The organism is Streptomyces griseoruber, from assembly GCF_001514205.1.
Taxonomy (GTDB): Bacteria; Actinomycetota; Actinomycetes; order Streptomycetales; family Streptomycetaceae; genus Streptomyces; species Streptomyces griseoruber.
This window is the reverse complement of record NZ_KQ948765.1, coordinates 784,992-799,417: the sequence shown is the minus strand read 5'-3', so window position 1 is coordinate 799,417 and position 14,426 is coordinate 784,992. Positions and strand designations below refer to the sequence as shown.

18 protein-coding genes are annotated in these 14,426 nt (G+C 72.3%); 14 read left to right on the top strand and 4 right to left on the bottom strand.

The genetic code is table 11. The annotated features are described in order from the left end of the window. Positions 1–30 precede the first annotated feature (30 nt). From AQJ64_RS11920 to AQJ64_RS11880, 9 genes are all read left to right on the top strand, one after another. Positions 31–699 (top strand): HemK2/MTQ2 family protein methyltransferase, encoded by a 669-nt coding sequence (locus tag AQJ64_RS11920; protein ID WP_055632326.1) that lies wholly within the window; start codon positions 31–33, stop codon positions 697–699. After that, entirely contained in the window at positions 680–916 is a 237-nt protein-coding gene (locus AQJ64_RS11915) for a CDGSH iron-sulfur domain-containing protein (protein WP_206189633.1), read from the top strand. The genes AQJ64_RS11920 and AQJ64_RS11915 overlap by 20 nt, the downstream gene beginning before the upstream one ends. A 267-nt stretch (positions 917–1,183) precedes the next feature. Further along, on the top strand, positions 1,184–2,788 hold the full coding sequence (locus AQJ64_RS11910; RefSeq protein ID WP_055632337.1) for an MFS transporter: 1,605 nt from the start codon (positions 1,184–1,186) through the stop codon (positions 2,786–2,788). A gap of 19 nt (positions 2,789–2,807) precedes the next feature. Beyond that, positions 2,808–3,326: a hypothetical protein gene (locus AQJ64_RS11905; protein ID WP_055632327.1), complete on the top strand. Its 519-nt coding sequence runs from the start codon at positions 2,808–2,810 to the stop codon at positions 3,324–3,326. A gap of 115 nt (positions 3,327–3,441) precedes the next feature. After that, on the top strand, positions 3,442–3,639 hold the full coding sequence (locus tag AQJ64_RS11900) for a hypothetical protein (protein WP_055632328.1): 198 nt from the start codon (positions 3,442–3,444) through the stop codon (positions 3,637–3,639). 157 nt (positions 3,640–3,796) lie between these two features. Beyond that, positions 3,797–4,384: an HdeD family acid-resistance protein gene (locus AQJ64_RS11895; protein WP_055632329.1), complete on the top strand. Its 588-nt coding sequence runs from the start codon at positions 3,797–3,799 to the stop codon at positions 4,382–4,384. Between the two features lie 80 nt (positions 4,385–4,464). Next, entirely contained in the window at positions 4,465–4,908 is a 444-nt protein-coding gene (locus AQJ64_RS11890) for an SHOCT domain-containing protein (RefSeq protein WP_055632330.1), read from the top strand. A gap of 40 nt (positions 4,909–4,948) precedes the next feature. Continuing rightward, positions 4,949–5,368: a DUF7144 family membrane protein gene (locus AQJ64_RS11885; protein WP_055632331.1), complete on the top strand. Its 420-nt coding sequence runs from the start codon at positions 4,949–4,951 to the stop codon at positions 5,366–5,368. 27 nt (positions 5,369–5,395) lie between these two features. Next, positions 5,396–6,235 (top strand): class II glutamine amidotransferase, encoded by an 840-nt coding sequence (locus AQJ64_RS11880; RefSeq protein WP_055632332.1) that lies wholly within the window; start codon positions 5,396–5,398, stop codon positions 6,233–6,235. Between the two features lie 40 nt (positions 6,236–6,275). Here the strand turns inward: AQJ64_RS11880 and AQJ64_RS11875 are convergent, their stop codons facing one another. Further along, positions 6,276–7,067, bottom strand: a complete 792-nt coding sequence (locus AQJ64_RS11875) for an SDR family NAD(P)-dependent oxidoreductase (RefSeq protein WP_055632333.1) — start codon at positions 7,065–7,067, stop codon at positions 6,276–6,278. Between the two features lie 95 nt (positions 7,068–7,162). On the opposite strand from AQJ64_RS11875, the gene AQJ64_RS45575 reads away from it, so the two are divergent. Beyond that, the gene (locus AQJ64_RS45575; RefSeq protein WP_079061592.1) at positions 7,163–7,807 is read left to right on the top strand and encodes a PadR family transcriptional regulator; all 645 of its coding nucleotides are present in this window, start codon (positions 7,163–7,165) and stop codon (positions 7,805–7,807) included. A 110-nt stretch (positions 7,808–7,917) separates the two neighbouring features. On the opposite strand, the gene AQJ64_RS11865 is transcribed toward AQJ64_RS45575, so the two are convergent. Beyond that, positions 7,918–8,346, bottom strand: coding sequence for a type II toxin-antitoxin system Rv0910 family toxin (locus AQJ64_RS11865; protein WP_055632335.1), 429 nt, complete (start codon positions 8,344–8,346; stop codon positions 7,918–7,920). Positions 8,347–8,577: 231 nt separating this feature from the next. On the opposite strand from AQJ64_RS11865, the gene AQJ64_RS11860 reads away from it, so the two are divergent. Both AQJ64_RS11860 and AQJ64_RS11855 read left to right on the top strand, forming a co-directional pair. Further along, positions 8,578–9,210, top strand: a complete 633-nt coding sequence (locus AQJ64_RS11860; RefSeq protein WP_079061591.1) for a Clp protease N-terminal domain-containing protein — start codon at positions 8,578–8,580, stop codon at positions 9,208–9,210. Positions 9,211–9,305: 95 nt separating this feature from the next. Then, complete coding sequence (locus tag AQJ64_RS11855) at positions 9,306–10,310, top strand: EamA family transporter (protein WP_059202607.1); 1,005 nt, start codon at positions 9,306–9,308, stop codon at positions 10,308–10,310. 47 nt (positions 10,311–10,357) lie between these two features. On the opposite strand, the gene AQJ64_RS11850 is transcribed toward AQJ64_RS11855, so the two are convergent. Further along, complete coding sequence (locus AQJ64_RS11850; RefSeq protein ID WP_055635527.1) at positions 10,358–11,041, bottom strand: pyridoxamine 5'-phosphate oxidase family protein; 684 nt, start codon at positions 11,039–11,041, stop codon at positions 10,358–10,360. A gap of 35 nt (positions 11,042–11,076) precedes the next feature. On the opposite strand from AQJ64_RS11850, the gene AQJ64_RS11845 reads away from it, so the two are divergent. Next, a complete protein-coding gene (locus AQJ64_RS11845) occupies positions 11,077–12,408 on the top strand; it encodes an aminotransferase class I/II-fold pyridoxal phosphate-dependent enzyme (RefSeq protein WP_055635526.1) in 1,332 nt (443 codons plus the stop codon). A gap of 101 nt (positions 12,409–12,509) precedes the next feature. Here the strand turns inward: AQJ64_RS11845 and AQJ64_RS11840 are convergent, their stop codons facing one another. Continuing rightward, the gene (locus AQJ64_RS11840) at positions 12,510–13,445 is read right to left on the bottom strand and encodes a DMT family transporter (protein ID WP_397799545.1); all 936 of its coding nucleotides are present in this window, start codon (positions 13,443–13,445) and stop codon (positions 12,510–12,512) included. Positions 13,446–13,519: 74 nt separating this feature from the next. On the opposite strand from AQJ64_RS11840, the gene AQJ64_RS11835 reads away from it, so the two are divergent. Beyond that, entirely contained in the window at positions 13,520–14,422 is a 903-nt protein-coding gene (locus tag AQJ64_RS11835) for a LysR family transcriptional regulator (RefSeq protein WP_055635524.1), read from the top strand. Positions 14,423–14,426 lie beyond the last annotated feature (4 nt).

Genomic DNA, 14,426 nt, shown 5'->3' with positions numbered 1-14,426 from the left:
CACTCCTTGAGGACCGGAGACGAAAACCCCATGACCACGGTTACTCTGCCCGGCGTCTACACCCCCCAGGACGACACCGACCTGCTCGTCCAGTACCTGCGCCACGAATACCTGCGCCCCGACCCCCTTCCCTCAGGGGCCGAAGTCCTGGACGTGGGCACGGGAACAGGTGCGGTCGCACTGGCCGCGGCCCGGCTCGGCGCACGCGTCACGGCCGTCGACATCTCCTGGCGAGCGGCTCTGAACGCAAAGGTCAACGCGGTGCTGGCGCGTCTCCCGCTGCACGTGAGACGGGGCGACCTGCTGGCTCCGGTGTCGGGCCGCTCCTTCGACCTCATCCTGTCGAACCCGCCGTACGTGCCGGCCCCCGCCGCCGCGTGCCCACGACGGGGCGTGGCACGGGCCTGGGACGCCGGAGACGACGGCCGTCTTGTGCTGAACCGCATATGCCAGGACGCACCCGTGCTCCTGCGGCCCGGCGGCGTGCTGCTTCTGGTCCAGTCCGCCCTGAGCGGTCCGGAAGAGTCGCTGCGCCGGTTGCGGGCGATGGGCCTGCGCGCCGGAATCCTGGAACGCCACCACATCAGCTTCGGCCCCGTCCTGCGTTCCCGGAAAGGCTGGCTGCGCGGCTGCGGCCTGGTCGAAGACGACGACGAGAAGGAAGAGCTGGTGATCATTCGTGGTGTACGACTCGGATGAACGCCGCTGCCGCATCGTCGCGCGGCGCGCGGGACCGCTGCTGGTCGAAGGCCCGGTGGAGGTCACTCTGGAGGACGGCACCACCGTGACGTCCGACCGGTTCCGGGTAGCCCTGTGCACCTGCCGACGCAGTCGGACCTACCCCTGGTGCGACACCAGCCATCGCAAGTCCGAGCGCCCCGTGCCTCCGCACGACGTAACCCGATCCGACTCCTGACCTCCCGGACGGCGCAGGAGAGCGAGTACCGGGCGCCGGTGAGATCCGGTGCGCCGACGGGTGTGCCGGGGCGGCGTGGTTCCGCCACGACCTGTTCACGGCTCCGCCGACCCGTGCGCACGCCCGTGCGGTGGCAGGCTCGCCCGTGGCGGGTGAGGCACCGGACGGGGCCTCCGAGCTGCGATGGAGGTGGCAGCCGGTCGGTGACGGCCGCTGCCGGACGCCACCACCCCCGGCGTCCCGGGCCGACTCGGCGAGGTGGACGACGTGAAGCACTGGCGGGCATTGATCGTCCTGGGGACGGCCCAGTTCCTGATGGTGCTGGACACGTCCGTCATGAACGTCTCCATCAGCCAGCTGGTCGAGGACTTCGACACCGAGGTGACCGTCATCCAGGCCGTCATCACGCTGTACGCGCTGGTCATGGCCGCCTTCATGATCGCGGGCGGCAGACTCGGGGACATCCTCGGACGGCGCCGGATGTTCCTGCTCGGGCTCGTCGTCTACGGCACGGGCTCGGCCCTGACCGCCGCCGCCCCCACCGTGTGGGTCCTCGCCCTGGGCTGGTCGGTCATCGAGGGGCTGGGCGCCGCGATGGTGCTGCCCGCCATGGCCGCGCTCGTCGCCGCCTCCTACCCGGGGCGCGACCGGGCCGTCGCGTACGGCGTCATCGGCGGGCTCGCCGGTGCGGGCATCGCGGTCGGACCGCTGCTCGGCGGCTGGGTGACGACGTATCTCACCTGGCGGCTGGTCTTCGCCGGTGAGGTCGTGGTCGTCCTGGCGATCCTCGCCTTCCGCAGCGTGATCACGGACATCCCGCAGACCGGGCCCCGGCCCCGGCTGGACGGCATCGGCGCCGCGCTCTCGGCGGTGGGCCTGGCGCTGGGCGTGCTCGGGGTGCTCCAGAGCGGCACCTGGGGCTGGGTGCAGCCGCGCAACCCGCCCTTCACCGTCCTGGGGTTCGCGCCGACCTTCTTCGTGATCGGCCTCGGAGCCGCGGTCCTGGCGGCCTTCGTACGCTGGGAGCGGCACCAGGAGCAGCGCCACGCCGACCCCCTGGTCCATCTCGCCCTGCTGCACAAGCCCGCCCTGCGCTCCGGCCTGCTGTGTCTGCTCAGCCAGAACCTCATCCTGCTCGGGCTGTTCTTCGCCATCCCGCTCTACCTTCAGGTCGTCCAGGGCTTCGACGCCTTCGAGACCGGACTGCGCCTGCTGCCCGTGTCCGTCACCATGCTCGTGGCGTCCACACTCGCCGCACGGCTCGGGCGGAAGGTGGGTGCGCGCTTGGTGGTACGGCTGGCCCTGCTGACCCTGCTCGCCGCCATCGTGTGGCTGCTGGCCACCATCGACCCGGACATCGACGACGTGCAGTTCGGCTGTGCCATGGGCCTGCTCGGCATCGGGATGGGCCTGCTCGCCTCGCAGCTCGGCAACGTCGTCCAGTCCAGCGTGGGCGAGGAGGAGCGCAGCGAGGCCGGCGGGCTGCAGTTCACCGCCCAGAACCTCGGGTCCGCGCTCGGTACCGCGCTCATCGGGTCGCTGCTCGTCGGTGCCCTCGCCCAGGCCTTCACCACCCAGGTGGAGAACGATCCCCGGCTGTCGGAGGAGGCCGTGCAGCGCACGAGCGTGGCCCTGGAGGCCGGGATCTCCTTCGTCCCCACCGACCAGGTGCGCTCGGCGGCCGAGGACGCCGGGCTGCCGCCCGCCGAGGTCGACGCGCTCACCGAGTCCTACGCCGCGGCGCAGCTCGACGGTCTGAAGGCGGGGATCCTGGCCGCCGGAGGCATCACCCTGGCCAGTCTCCTGGTCACCTCGCATCTGCCGGGCCGGCCGTCCACCCGTCCCCAGCCGTCGCGCGTCGGCGCGGCCTGACCTGCGAAGGAGCTCGGTCATGTCCGACACCGAGCACATCAGGGCCAGGGAGCCCACCATCGGGCGGCGGTCCCGCGCCGACTACACCGGAGGGGTCTACGGCTCGATGCTCGCCGCGTCCGTCGTCGTCGGCGCCGGGGCGCTGGGCGACTTCCCCCGCCTGGAGCTGGTGGGGCTGCTGTTGCTGACGGGGGTGGTGTTCTGGCTGGCGCATGTGCACGCGCAGATGTTCGGGGCGCGGCTGACCCGGCTGCGGCCGGACCGTACGGTCCTGGTGCACGTGTGCCGGGAGGAGTGGCCGATCGTCGAGGCCGCCGTCCCGCCCGCGGTGGCCGTGGCCGTCAGCCCTCTCCTCGGCCTCGATCTGACGGGCACGCTGTGGCTGGCGCTGTCGGTCGCCGTGGCGGGACAGGTCGGCTGGTCGGTGGCCGCGGCGCGGCGGGCCGGGGCCGCGTGGCCGCTGGTGGCCGTCACGGCTGCGGTGAACCTGGTGCTGGGTCTGGCGATCATCGCGTTCAAGCTGCTCATCACCCACTGACCGGGAGGCGTCGCCGCAGATCAGCCGAGTGGCCCGGGTGGCGTCTCACCTCTGGTGGGTGAGGCTCCGCGGCCCGCCGCGACGGACCATCGCAGGGAGACCACAAGGAAGGCTCATGCGCTACGAGATCCGTGTCGACGGACAGATGTCGGAGACGTTGATCAAGGTCTTTCCCGAGCTGGACCACGTCGTGATGTCCGGCCAGACCGTCCTGTTCGGACACATCGTCGACGAGGCGCATCTGTACGGCCTGCTGGCCCGCTGCCAGTCCCTGGGACTGCGCGTCCTGGAGATGCGGCAGATGCCGGACTGACCCCGCCGACCCGACCCCGCCGACCTCACCTCGCGGACCTCGTCCCGCCGACCTCACCTCGCGGACCTCGTCCCGCCGACCTCACCTCGCGGACCTCACCCCGCCGACCTCACCCCGCCGACCTCGTCCCGCCGACCTCGTCCCGCCAGGAGGAGCCATGACCGTGCCGCCCGGATCGGACCCCGCCGCCGTACTCTCCGCCCTCGGCCGCTCCTGGACCTGGCTGCTCGGGTCCGCCGTCGCCACGCTCGTACCGGGCGTCCTGGTGCTGGTCTGGCCGGACGAGACCCTGCACGTCCTCGCGGTGCTGATCGGGCTGTATCTGCTCGTGACCGGGCTGTTCCGGTTCGTCGCCGTCTTCGCCCGGGAGGACCACGGTGAACGGCTGCCCGGACTCCTGCTCTCCGTGCTGTACGTCCTGGCCGGCGTGCTGTGTCTGCGCAACCCGTTGCAGACCATCACCGCGCTCTCCCTGATCGTGGGGGTCGTCTGGCTGGTGTCGGGAGTCCTCACCCTCTACACCGCCCTGGCCGCCCGGGACCTGCCGCACCGGGGCTTCGTCCTGGCCGCCGCGCTGCTCGCCGTGGTCGCGGGCATCGTCGTCCTGGCCCTGCCCACCGAGTCGGCCCGGGCACTGACCCGGCTGCTCGGGCTGTGGCTGGTGCTGCTGGGCCTCGCGGAGGTCGTGCTGGCCCTCGCCTGGCGGGCGGCTCTGCGCCGGGCGGGTCTCACCCGCCCGGGGTGAGGCGCCCGCCGCTTGCCGTGCGCACGCTGAAGACGGCAGTCAACCGCCGACGGGCGCAAGGCCCGGAACGGAGGACCGAGATGACCGGGGACACGTACCTCGCCTACGACTATCCGCTGCTCAGCGCCTTCTGGACCATGCTGATCTTCTTCCTGTGGATCATGTGGTTCGTGCTGCTGTTCCGCGTGATCGTGGACATCTTCCGCGACGACGACCTCAGCGGCTGGGCCAAGGCCGGATGGCTGGTGTTCTGCATCTGTCTGCCGTTCCTGGGCGTGTTCGTCTACGTCGTGGCGCGCGGGAAGAACATGGGCCGCAGGGAGATCGCGCAGGCGAGGGAACAGCAGCAGCAGTTCGACGACTACATCCGGGACACCGCCAAGGGCTCCGGTGCCCCGACCAGCAGCGTGGACGAACTCGCCAAGCTGTCCGAGATCAAGGCCCGCGGGGACATCACGGACGAGGAGTTCGACCGGGCCAAGCAGCTCGTCCTGAGCGGACACGGCTCCGCGAGCCACCACTGACCCGCCGGACGACACCGAAGACACCGAATCGAGGCAGGGCATGACGACCAATCCGACGCCGGCGCACGCGCGCGGGACCGGGCGGCACTGGGCCGAGGGCCTGACGGCGTTCGCCGCGGTCACGCTCATGATCGCCGGGGTGCTGGACATCTTCCGCGGGATCATGGGGATCGCCGAGGACGACATCTTCATCACGACGCGCAGCTACGTCTTCCGCTTCGACGTCACAGGCTGGGGCTGGGTCCATCTGATCCTCGGGGCGGTCGCGGTGATCGTCAGCCTGGGTCTGTTCCAGACGGCCCTGTGGGCCCGCGTGGGCGGTGTCGCCATCGCGAGCCTCATCATCATCGCCAACTTCCTCTCCCTGCCGTACTACCCGGTCTGGTCGGTGGTGATGATCGCCTTCTCCGCGTTCGTCATCTGGGCGCTGTGCGTCGTACGACCCGACCGGTACGCCTGACCCGTTCGCCACAGGAGGACTGACGACATGTGCCGATGGCTGGCCTACTCGGGGACCCCCATCCTTCTCGACACGATCCTGTACAAGCCGGAACACTCGCTGATCGACCAGAGTCTGCACTCCCGGATGGGCGTGGAGACGACCAACGGCGACGGCTTCGGCATCGGCTGGTACGCGCCCGAGTCGGACGACCAGGTCCCGGCGGTCTTCCGGGACGTCGGACCGGCGTGGAGCAACCGCAATCTGCGGGAGATCGCCCGCCATGTCCGCTCCCCGCTGTTCTTCGCCCACATCCGGGCGACGACCGGCACGGCGGTGCAGCAGACCAACTGCCACCCCTTCCGGCACGGCCGCTGGTTGTGGATGCACAACGGGGCGATCGCCGACTTCCGCCGGATACGCCGCGACCTCGCCCTCGCCGTCGACCCGGAGCTGTTCCTCGACATGGAGGGCTCGACGGACTCCGAGATGATGTTCTACCTGGCCCTCACCTTCGGCCTGGAGAAGGACCCGGCGGCCGCCGTCGAGCGGATGGCGGGGTTCGTGGAGCAGGTCGGGCACGACCACGACGTGGAGTTCCCGCTCCAGATGACGGTCTCCGTGGCCGACGGCGAGCGGCTGTGGGGCTTCCGCTACTCCAGCCAGGGACAGTCCCGCTCGCTCTTCTACAGCACCGCGGTGGAGACCCTGCGTCAGCTCCACCCCGACCTCGCCTTTCTGCGCGAGGTCTCCGACGACACCCGGCTCGTCGTCTCCGAGCCCCTGGGTGACCTCCCGGGCGCCTGGAACGAGGTGCCCGAGAGCAGCTACGGCGTCGTCGAACCGGGCAACGACCAGCTGCACCAGTTCACCCCACAGGCGGCCTAGCCGTCCCGTCCACCGGCCAGGCGGTTGTGGGGCAGGCGGTTCAGTGGACGGAGAACCCGCCGTCGACGAAGATCGCCTGTCCCGTGACATAGCCGGAGGCGCGGGAGGCCAGGAACACCGCCGCCCCGGCGAAGTCCTCGGCCAGCCCGTTGCGGCCGACCATGGTGCGCGCGGCCAGTGCGGCCACGCGCTCCGGGTCGGCCGACAGCCGTGTGTTGAGCGGGGTCATGACGAAGCCGGGCACCAGGGTGTTGCAGGTGACGCCGTGCGGCGACCACGCCTCCGCCTGGGAACGGGCCAGCGACTCCAGTGCCCCCTTGGAGACCCCGTACGCGCCGCTCTGGACGAAGGCCCGGTGCGCCTGCTGGGACGTGAGGTGGATGATCCGTCCGAAGCCCCGTTCGGCCATGCCGGGGCCGAACCGCAGGCCCAGCAGGTAGGGCGCCTCCAGGTTCACGGCCATCGTGGCGTCCCACACGTCCTCGCCCAGCTCGCCCATCGGCGGCCGCAGGTTGATGCCCGCGCTGTTGACGAGGATGTCAGGCTCGCCGAACACGGCGGCCGCCTTCTCCGCCGCCGCGCGCACCCCGTCGCGGGTGCTCAGATCCGCGCCCACCCAGGCCGCCCGGCCGCCCTCCGCCGTCAACTCCTCGACGGTGGCGACCAGTTCCGACTCCCGGCGGGCCACGACCACCACACTCGCGCCGGCCCGCGCGAGCGCGCCGGCGATGGCCCGTCCGATGCCGGAACTGCCGCCCGTCACCACGGCGACCAGGCCGTCCAGCGAGAACAGTTCGGAGAGGTAGGCGTGCGGGCCGCGCTGCGATGTCATGCCCGCACCCTATCGGTGGAGCCTTGCCAAGCGAACTATTCCGATATATCGTTGACGCATCGCGACAGATCAACGATGGAATGGAGTGATGGGCGATGCGTACCCACGGATTCGAGCGTGGACATGGTGAGGACGGCCCCTGGAGCGGCCGCGGTGGACGGGGCGGCCGGCGTGCGGCCTTCGGGCCCTTCGGTCCGGGCGGCCCCGGCTTCGGCCCCGGTGGTCCCGGTTTCGGTCCGGGCGGACCGGGCTTCGGTCCCGGCCCCTGGGGCGGGCGAGGGCGCGGCGGACCCAGGGGAAGGGCGCGGCGCGGTGACGTACGGGCATCGATCCTGGCCCTGCTCAAGGACCGTCCGATGCACGGTTACGAGATGATCCAGGAGATCGCCGAGCGCAGCGGCGGGGCGTGGAAGCCCAGCCCCGGCTCGGTGTACCCGACCCTCCAGCTCCTGGAGGACGAGGGCCTGATCAGCAGTGAGAGCGAAGGCGGCAAGAAGCTGTTCTCGCTCACCGAGGAGGGCCGTACGGCGGCCGGGGAGGGCCCGGAAGCCCCCTGGGAGGAGGCCACGCGTGGCGTCGACTGGGAGGCGCTGGGCGAGATCCGCCAGGCCGGGTTCGGTCTGATGGAGGCCTTCGGGCAGGTCTGGAAGACCGGCAGCAAGGACCAGCGCGACAAGGCGCTCACGGTCATCAACGAGGCCCGCAAGAAGCTGTACCTGATCCTCGCCGACGAGGACTGACGGCGGTCGTACGGCGCGACGGCGGTCGTACGACGACGAAGGCGCCCCGTGGAGCGATCCGCGGGGCGCCTTCCCGTGCCGTACGGCGACCGTGGCCGGGCCGGGCCGGGTCAGGCCACGAGTCCGCCCAGTTTGCGCAGCGACTCGTTCAGGGCGGCGGTTCCGGAGTCCTTGAGCTTGCCCGCCATCAGCGACACGGCGGCGCCCGTGAACTCGCCGTCGATACGGACCGTCGTGGCGTCCCCGTCCGGGGTGAGGGTGTAGCGGGTGGCCACGGACACCGCCATCGGGCCCTTGCCGCGGATCACCAGCACCCGTGCCGGTTCCAGCTCCGCGACCGTCCACTCGACCTCGGCCGGGAAGCCCATCAGCTTCATGTTCTCCTGGAAGGTCGCGCCCACCTCGAGGGTCTCGGGGCCGCCCCGGGGGAAGTTGGTGTGCGTCGCGTTCCACTCCCCGTAGGCCGGCCAGTCGGTGAGCTGGGCCCACACCTTCTCGGCCGGTGCCTGGATGCGTGCCTCCGCGCTGACTTCGGCCATGAGACCACCCTCCTCGTGTCGGGCAACTGGGCTGCGGTGTCGCGGAACGTAGCTCCAGGGCCTCGAACATTCAATACTGATGAACCGTCAGGGAATGTGGAGGAAGTCCTTCACTGGCCTGATCTCATCCGTAAGGAGGAGATTCCGTCCGCCGGTGTCCGCTCTGCGTGGGACGCGCAGATGCTTCCCTCCGGGGATGACGCGACCGGACGGGGCTGATGAGGTGGGGATGTGCAACCCCGTATTCCCCGGCAGTCGACAGGTGACCAGGCGGCGCGCGGGACGGACGACGACCTGAGACTCGACGACGAGTCCGCGGCGGTTCTCGCCGCTGCCCGCCGCCGCGCGGTGCGCGACGGGGACCGGCAGATCGACACCGCCCACCTGCTGCACTCCCTCCTCGAACACGACCCCCTGGTCCGCGCCGCCTTCGGTGACGGGCCGCAGCTCGCGCGGCTGCTCGGCTATCTCGTCCAGCGCAGCATCGGCTACGGCCTGCGCTGGCAGAGCGGTGTCGAGGACTCCGGGGCGCTGCCCGTCGCCCCGGCGGTGGAGGGGTTCTCGCCGCTCGCCGCCGCCGCGCTGGAGCAGGCGGGTGCGCGCGGCGGCCGGCCGGGCGGTGTCCGGGCCCTGGGACTCGACCTCCTCGCCGCGCTCGTCGCGGACCCGCAGGCCCGGGCCGTCGAGGTCCTCGCCCATGCCGGGGTGGACGTGCGCGACCTGCGCGCCCGCGTCGAGGAGAGCCTCGCGGCACAGGAACGGGAGGAACTGGGGGAACTGGGGGAACTGGAGGAGCTGGAGGAGCTGGAGGAGCTGGAGGAACTGGAGGAGTACGCCGGGGGCGGCGCCGAACCGGCCCACTGAGATCCACCCGGCGCCCAGCCCCTCCCGCCGGCCGCCGTCCGGTTCCTGAGACAGGTGTCATCGGGGATGACGGTCCTGTCATCGCCTGTCATCATGTGCCGGTGCGTACCTCTGGGAGCAGTCAGAGCGGCCGCGGCAAGGGCATCGGGCTCGGGCTGGCGGTCGGGTCGGCGATCGCCTTCGGCGGATCGGGGGTCGCGGCCAAGCCGCTGATCGAGGCGGGGCTCGACCCGCTGCACGTCGTCTGGCTGAGGGTGACCGGCGCCGCCCTGGTCATGCTGCCGCTCGCCGTGCGCCACCGCGCGCTGCTGCGCCGTCGCCCCGCGCTTCTCGCCGGGTTCGGTCTGCTCGCGGTGGCCGGTGTCCAGGCCTTCTACTTCGCCTCGATCTCCCGGATGCCCGTCGCGGTGTCCCTGCTCCTCGAATACCTCGCGCCCGCCCTGGTGCTGGGCTGGGTGCGGTTCGTGCAGCGGCGTCCGGTGACCCGCGCCGCCGCGCTCGGGGTGGTCCTCGCGGTCGGCGGGCTCACCTGTGTCGTCGAGGTGTGGTCGGGGCTCCGCTTCGACGCCCTCGGGCTGGTGCTCGCGCTGGCCGCCGCCTGCTGCCAGGTCGGCTACTTCGTGCTGGCCGACCAGGGTGGCGACGCCGGCGACGACGCCCCCGACCCGCTCGGTGTGATCGCCTACGGTCTGCTGATCGGCGCGCTGGTGCTCACCGTCGTGGCCCGCCCCTGGAACCTGGACTTCTCCGTCCTCACGGGTTCCGCCGACCTGAACGGCACCCGGGTCCCGGCCTGGCTGCTGCTCGGCTGGATCGTGCTGATCGCCACGGTCGTCGCGTACGTCACCGGGGTGCTCTCCGTGCGCCGGCTCTCCCCGCAGGTCGCGGGGGTCGTGGCCTGTCTGGAGGCGGTCGTCGCGACCGTGCTGGCCTGGGTCCTGCTGGGCGAGCACCTCTCGGCGCCGCAGCTCGCCGGTGGCGCGATGGTGCTGCTGGGCGCGTACATCGCCCAGTCGTCCGCGCCCGCCAAGGGCTCCCCGCGGCCGGTCGCCGGCGGTGAGCCCGAGCGGGATCCGTCCGCCCACGAGGCCACGGCCTGACGCGGGCGGGGGAAGGCGGGGGAGGGCGTTCCGGCGGCGTCAGCGCGTCACAGGGCCGCCAGGTAGTCCGGGACCGGGGTGCCGGGGGCGAGGTCGGCCTCCGGGAGCGGGGTGCCGTACCCCTTGCGCAGCGGGAGCACTCCGGCCCAGTGCGGCAGGGCCAGGTCCTCGGGCTCGTCGTTGACCCCGCCGGTGCGGGTCTTGGCGGAGACCTCGTTCAGATCGAGGCGGATGACCGCGGTCGCCGCCAGTTCCTTCTTGTTCGCCGGGCGGGAGTCGGCGACGCGGCCCGGGACGACCTGGTCGACCACGGCGTCGAGGGCGGCGCGCTTCTCCTCCGGGTCGGTGACGTCGTACGCGAGGCCGTGCACCACGACCGAGCGGTAGTTGATCGAGTGGTGGAAGGCCGAGCGGGCCAGCACCAGACCGTCCACGTGCGTCACCGTGAGGCACACCGGCAGCCCCGGGTCGGTCTGGCCCGCCATCCGCAGCGGACGCGAGCCCGTGGAACCGTGCACGTACAGGACCTCCCCGACCCGTCCGTACAGCGTCGGCAGCACGACCGGCGCGCCGTCGCGGACGAAGCCGAGGTGGCAGACGTACCCCTCGTCGAGTATCGCGTGCACCAGGTCCTTGTCGTAGGAGGCCTTCTGCGCGGCACGGGTGGGGACCGTGCGGTCGGTCACGGGATACGCGGCGGGCCGCGGCGTCGGCTGGTGGGTCCCCTGCATTGCGCTCTCCATTGCACTAGTGCATAATCTGCTTTGTGCTAGGAGAGTATCGGATCGCAGGTCGGCGCGCAGCAGACATTTCCGCGAACATCGAGCGCGCGGTGGGCGAAGGCGCCCTAGAGCCGGGCCAACCGCTCCCGCCGATGCGGGAGTTGGCGGTCACGCTCGGGGTGAATCCGAACACGGTCGCGGCCGCGTATCGCACCCTGCGCGAGCGCGGGGTCATCGAGACGCACGGGCGCCGGGGCAGCCGGGTGCGCCCCAAGCCCGCCACCACCGGCCGTGAGAAGGTGCGCCTCGACGTGCCGGAGGGGGTCCGCGACCTGGCGGACGGCAACCCCGACCCGGCCCTGCTGCCCCCGCTCGCGAGCGCCTTCGCGGCGGCCGCCGCACGCGCCGACCGCGAGCCGGTCCTGTACGGCGCCGATCCCGTGGACCCCGGCCTGGCCCGCGCGGCCCGCGCCGCGCTCGACGCCGACGGTGTGCCCGCCGGACCGCTCACCGTGGCCTCCGGCTCCCTGGACGCCGTCGAACGCGTCCTCGCCGCCCACCTCAGGCCGGGGGACGGCGTCGCGGTGGAGGACCCCGGCTGGGGGCGCACCCTCGACCTCGTCCCGGCGCTCGGGCTGCGCCCGGTCCCGGTCGGTGTCGACGACGAGGGTCCGCTCCCGGACGACCTGCGCGCGGCCCTGGAGGGCGGGGCGCGCGCCGTACTGATCACCGACCGCGCCCAGAACCCCACCGGCGCCTCCGTGACCGCGGCCCGCGCGCGTGCGCTGCGCTCGGTCCTCGCCGACCACCCCGGGGTCCTGCTGATCGAGGACGACCACGGACACGGCATCGTCGACCTGCCCCTGAGTCCCCTCGCGGGCGTCACCCGGCACTGGGCCTTCGTCCGCTCGGTCGCCAAGGCCTACGGCCCCGACCTGCGGCTCGCCGTGCTGACCGGCGACGAGGTCACCGTGGACCGGGTGCGGGGCCGCCAGCGGCTGGGGCCCGGCTGGGTGAGCCTGCTCGTCCAGCGGGCCGTGGTGCTGCTGTGGGGCGACGGCGCGGTGGACGGTACGGCGGTGGCGTCGGCGTACCGGGAACGGCGCGAGGCGCTGATCGCCGCGCTGGCCGAGCGGGGGGTCGCCGCGCACGGGCGCAGCGGGATGAACGTGTGGGTGCCGGTGCCGGACGAGACCGGGGTGGTGGCCAGGCTGCTGCACGCGGGGTGGGCGGTGTCGCCGGGGGCGCGTTTTCGGCTGAGCGCCGGGCCGGGCATCCGGATCACCGTGTCGACGCTCACGGAACAGGAGACGGGCCCACTGGCGGACGCGGTGGCCTCGGCCGTGGGGCCGGTTTCTTCTCGTACCTACGTCTAGCTAGTGCTGTGGGGGTGGGGGCGTCGGCGTGGGCGTCGGTCGTCTGCGCGTGCGCGTGCGTCGTGGCCGGTCGCGCCGTTCCCCGCGCCCCTTCGGGTCGGTCATCTCGTCCGTGCCTGGGTGAGTGCCGCCCCCGCCAGCACGATCACCGCCCCCACCGGCGTCGACCAGCTCAGCGACTCGCCGAGGAGCGCCACCCCCGCCGCCGTCGCGATCACCGGGATGAAGTACGTGACCATCTGCGCGGTCGTGGGACCGACCTCGGCGACCAGGCCGTACTGGATCAGCAGGGCCAGACCCGTGCCCAGGGCGCCCAGCGCGGCGATCGCCAGCAGCGGCAGGAGCGGGAAGCGGTCGGGAACGCTCGTGAACAGCGGGGTGACCACGGCCAGCTGCAGGCTGGCCACGCCCAGTTGCGCGCCGGTCATCGACAGTGCCGAGGCCCCCGTCCCGGCCAGGGTGCGGCGGACGTGGATCCAGCCGATCGGGTAGCTCAGCGAGGCCAGCAGGGCCATCGCCGTGCCGCGGGCGTCCAGGCCGTGGAAGCCCTGCCAGGCGCCCAGGACCGTCAGGACCCCGAGGAAGCCCAGGCCGAGCCCCGCGACCCGGACCCGGGTGGGCCGGTCCTCGGACAGGGCGACCAGGGAGAGGACCATGCCCCACAGGGGCGAGGTGGCGTTGCAGATACCGGCCAGGGTGGAGGGGATCGTCAGCTCGGAGTAGGCGAACAGCGAGAACGGCAGGGCGTTGAGCAGGAACGCGGCGACCGTCAGATGCGCCCAGGTTCGGGCCCCGCGCGGAAGCCGCTCCCGCCTCACCACCATCGCGGCCGCCAGCACCGCCGTCCCGAACACCAGCCGGCCCAGGGTGACCTGGAACGGGGCGTAGCCGTGGGTGCCCACCTTGATGAGCAGGAAGCTGAAGCCCCATATCAGCGAGAGCGCGCCGAAGCGCAGACGCCAGTCCAGGGTGCGACGGGTGCGGGGGGCTGCGGGCGCGGAGGCGCGGGTGGCGGCGGCGTCGGCGGCGGTGGTCATGGCCGTAACGATGCTGCACGGAACCTCGTAGCACAATCGAGAATTCGAACCCGATACCTCGTAGCATTGCTTACATGTTGAACCTGGAGCGCCTGCGGACCCTCGACGCCCTCGCCCGGCACGGCTCGGTCAGTGCCGCCGCCGCGGGCCTGCACATCACGACCTCGGCCGTCTCGCAGCAGCTGGCCAAGCTGGAGCGGGAGGTCGGGCAGCGGCTGCTGGCCAAGCACGGCCGGGGGGTGCGGCTGACCGACGCGGGGCGGCTGCTGGCCGAGCACGCGGCCCGGATCCTGTCCCAGGTGGAGCTGGCGCAGTCCGATCTGGAGGCCCGGCGCGGGCAGGTGGCGGGGGAGCTGCGGATCTCCGCGTTCCCCACCGCCGCGCGCGGCCTGTTCCCCGTCGCGTTCGCCGAGCTGCGCAAGGCGCACCCCGGGCTGCGGCTGCGCTCCTGCGAACTGGAGCCGGAGAACGGCGTCGCGGGGGTCGTCCGCGGGGATCTCGATCTCGCGGTCGTCCTGGACTGGTACAACAAGCCGATGCCCGTGCCGGACGGGCTGGTCAAGGCACCCGTCCTGGACGACCCCGCCGAGGTCGCCCTGCCGGCCGGGCATCCCCTCGCGGGCCGGGACGAGGTGGATCTCGGGGAGTTCGCCGGGGACGAGTGGATCACCTGGGGCGAGGGCGAGTTCTGTCACGAGTGGCTGATGTTCACCCTGCGCTCGCGGGGCGTCGAACCGATCGTCGGCCATCGGGCCGCCGAGACCCACACCCAACTCGCGCTCGTCGCGGCCGGGTTGGGTGTCTGCATCGTGCCGCTGCTCGGACGCGACCCCGTGCCCGGAGGGGTCGTCATGGTCCCGCTCAAGCAGCGGGTGCGCCGCCATGTGTACGTGGTCTGGCGGGCGGACGCGGACCGCCGTCCGTCGATCCGGGCGGCGGTCGAGGCCCTCAAGTCGGCCGGAGCTGCACTGAGTTGACCGG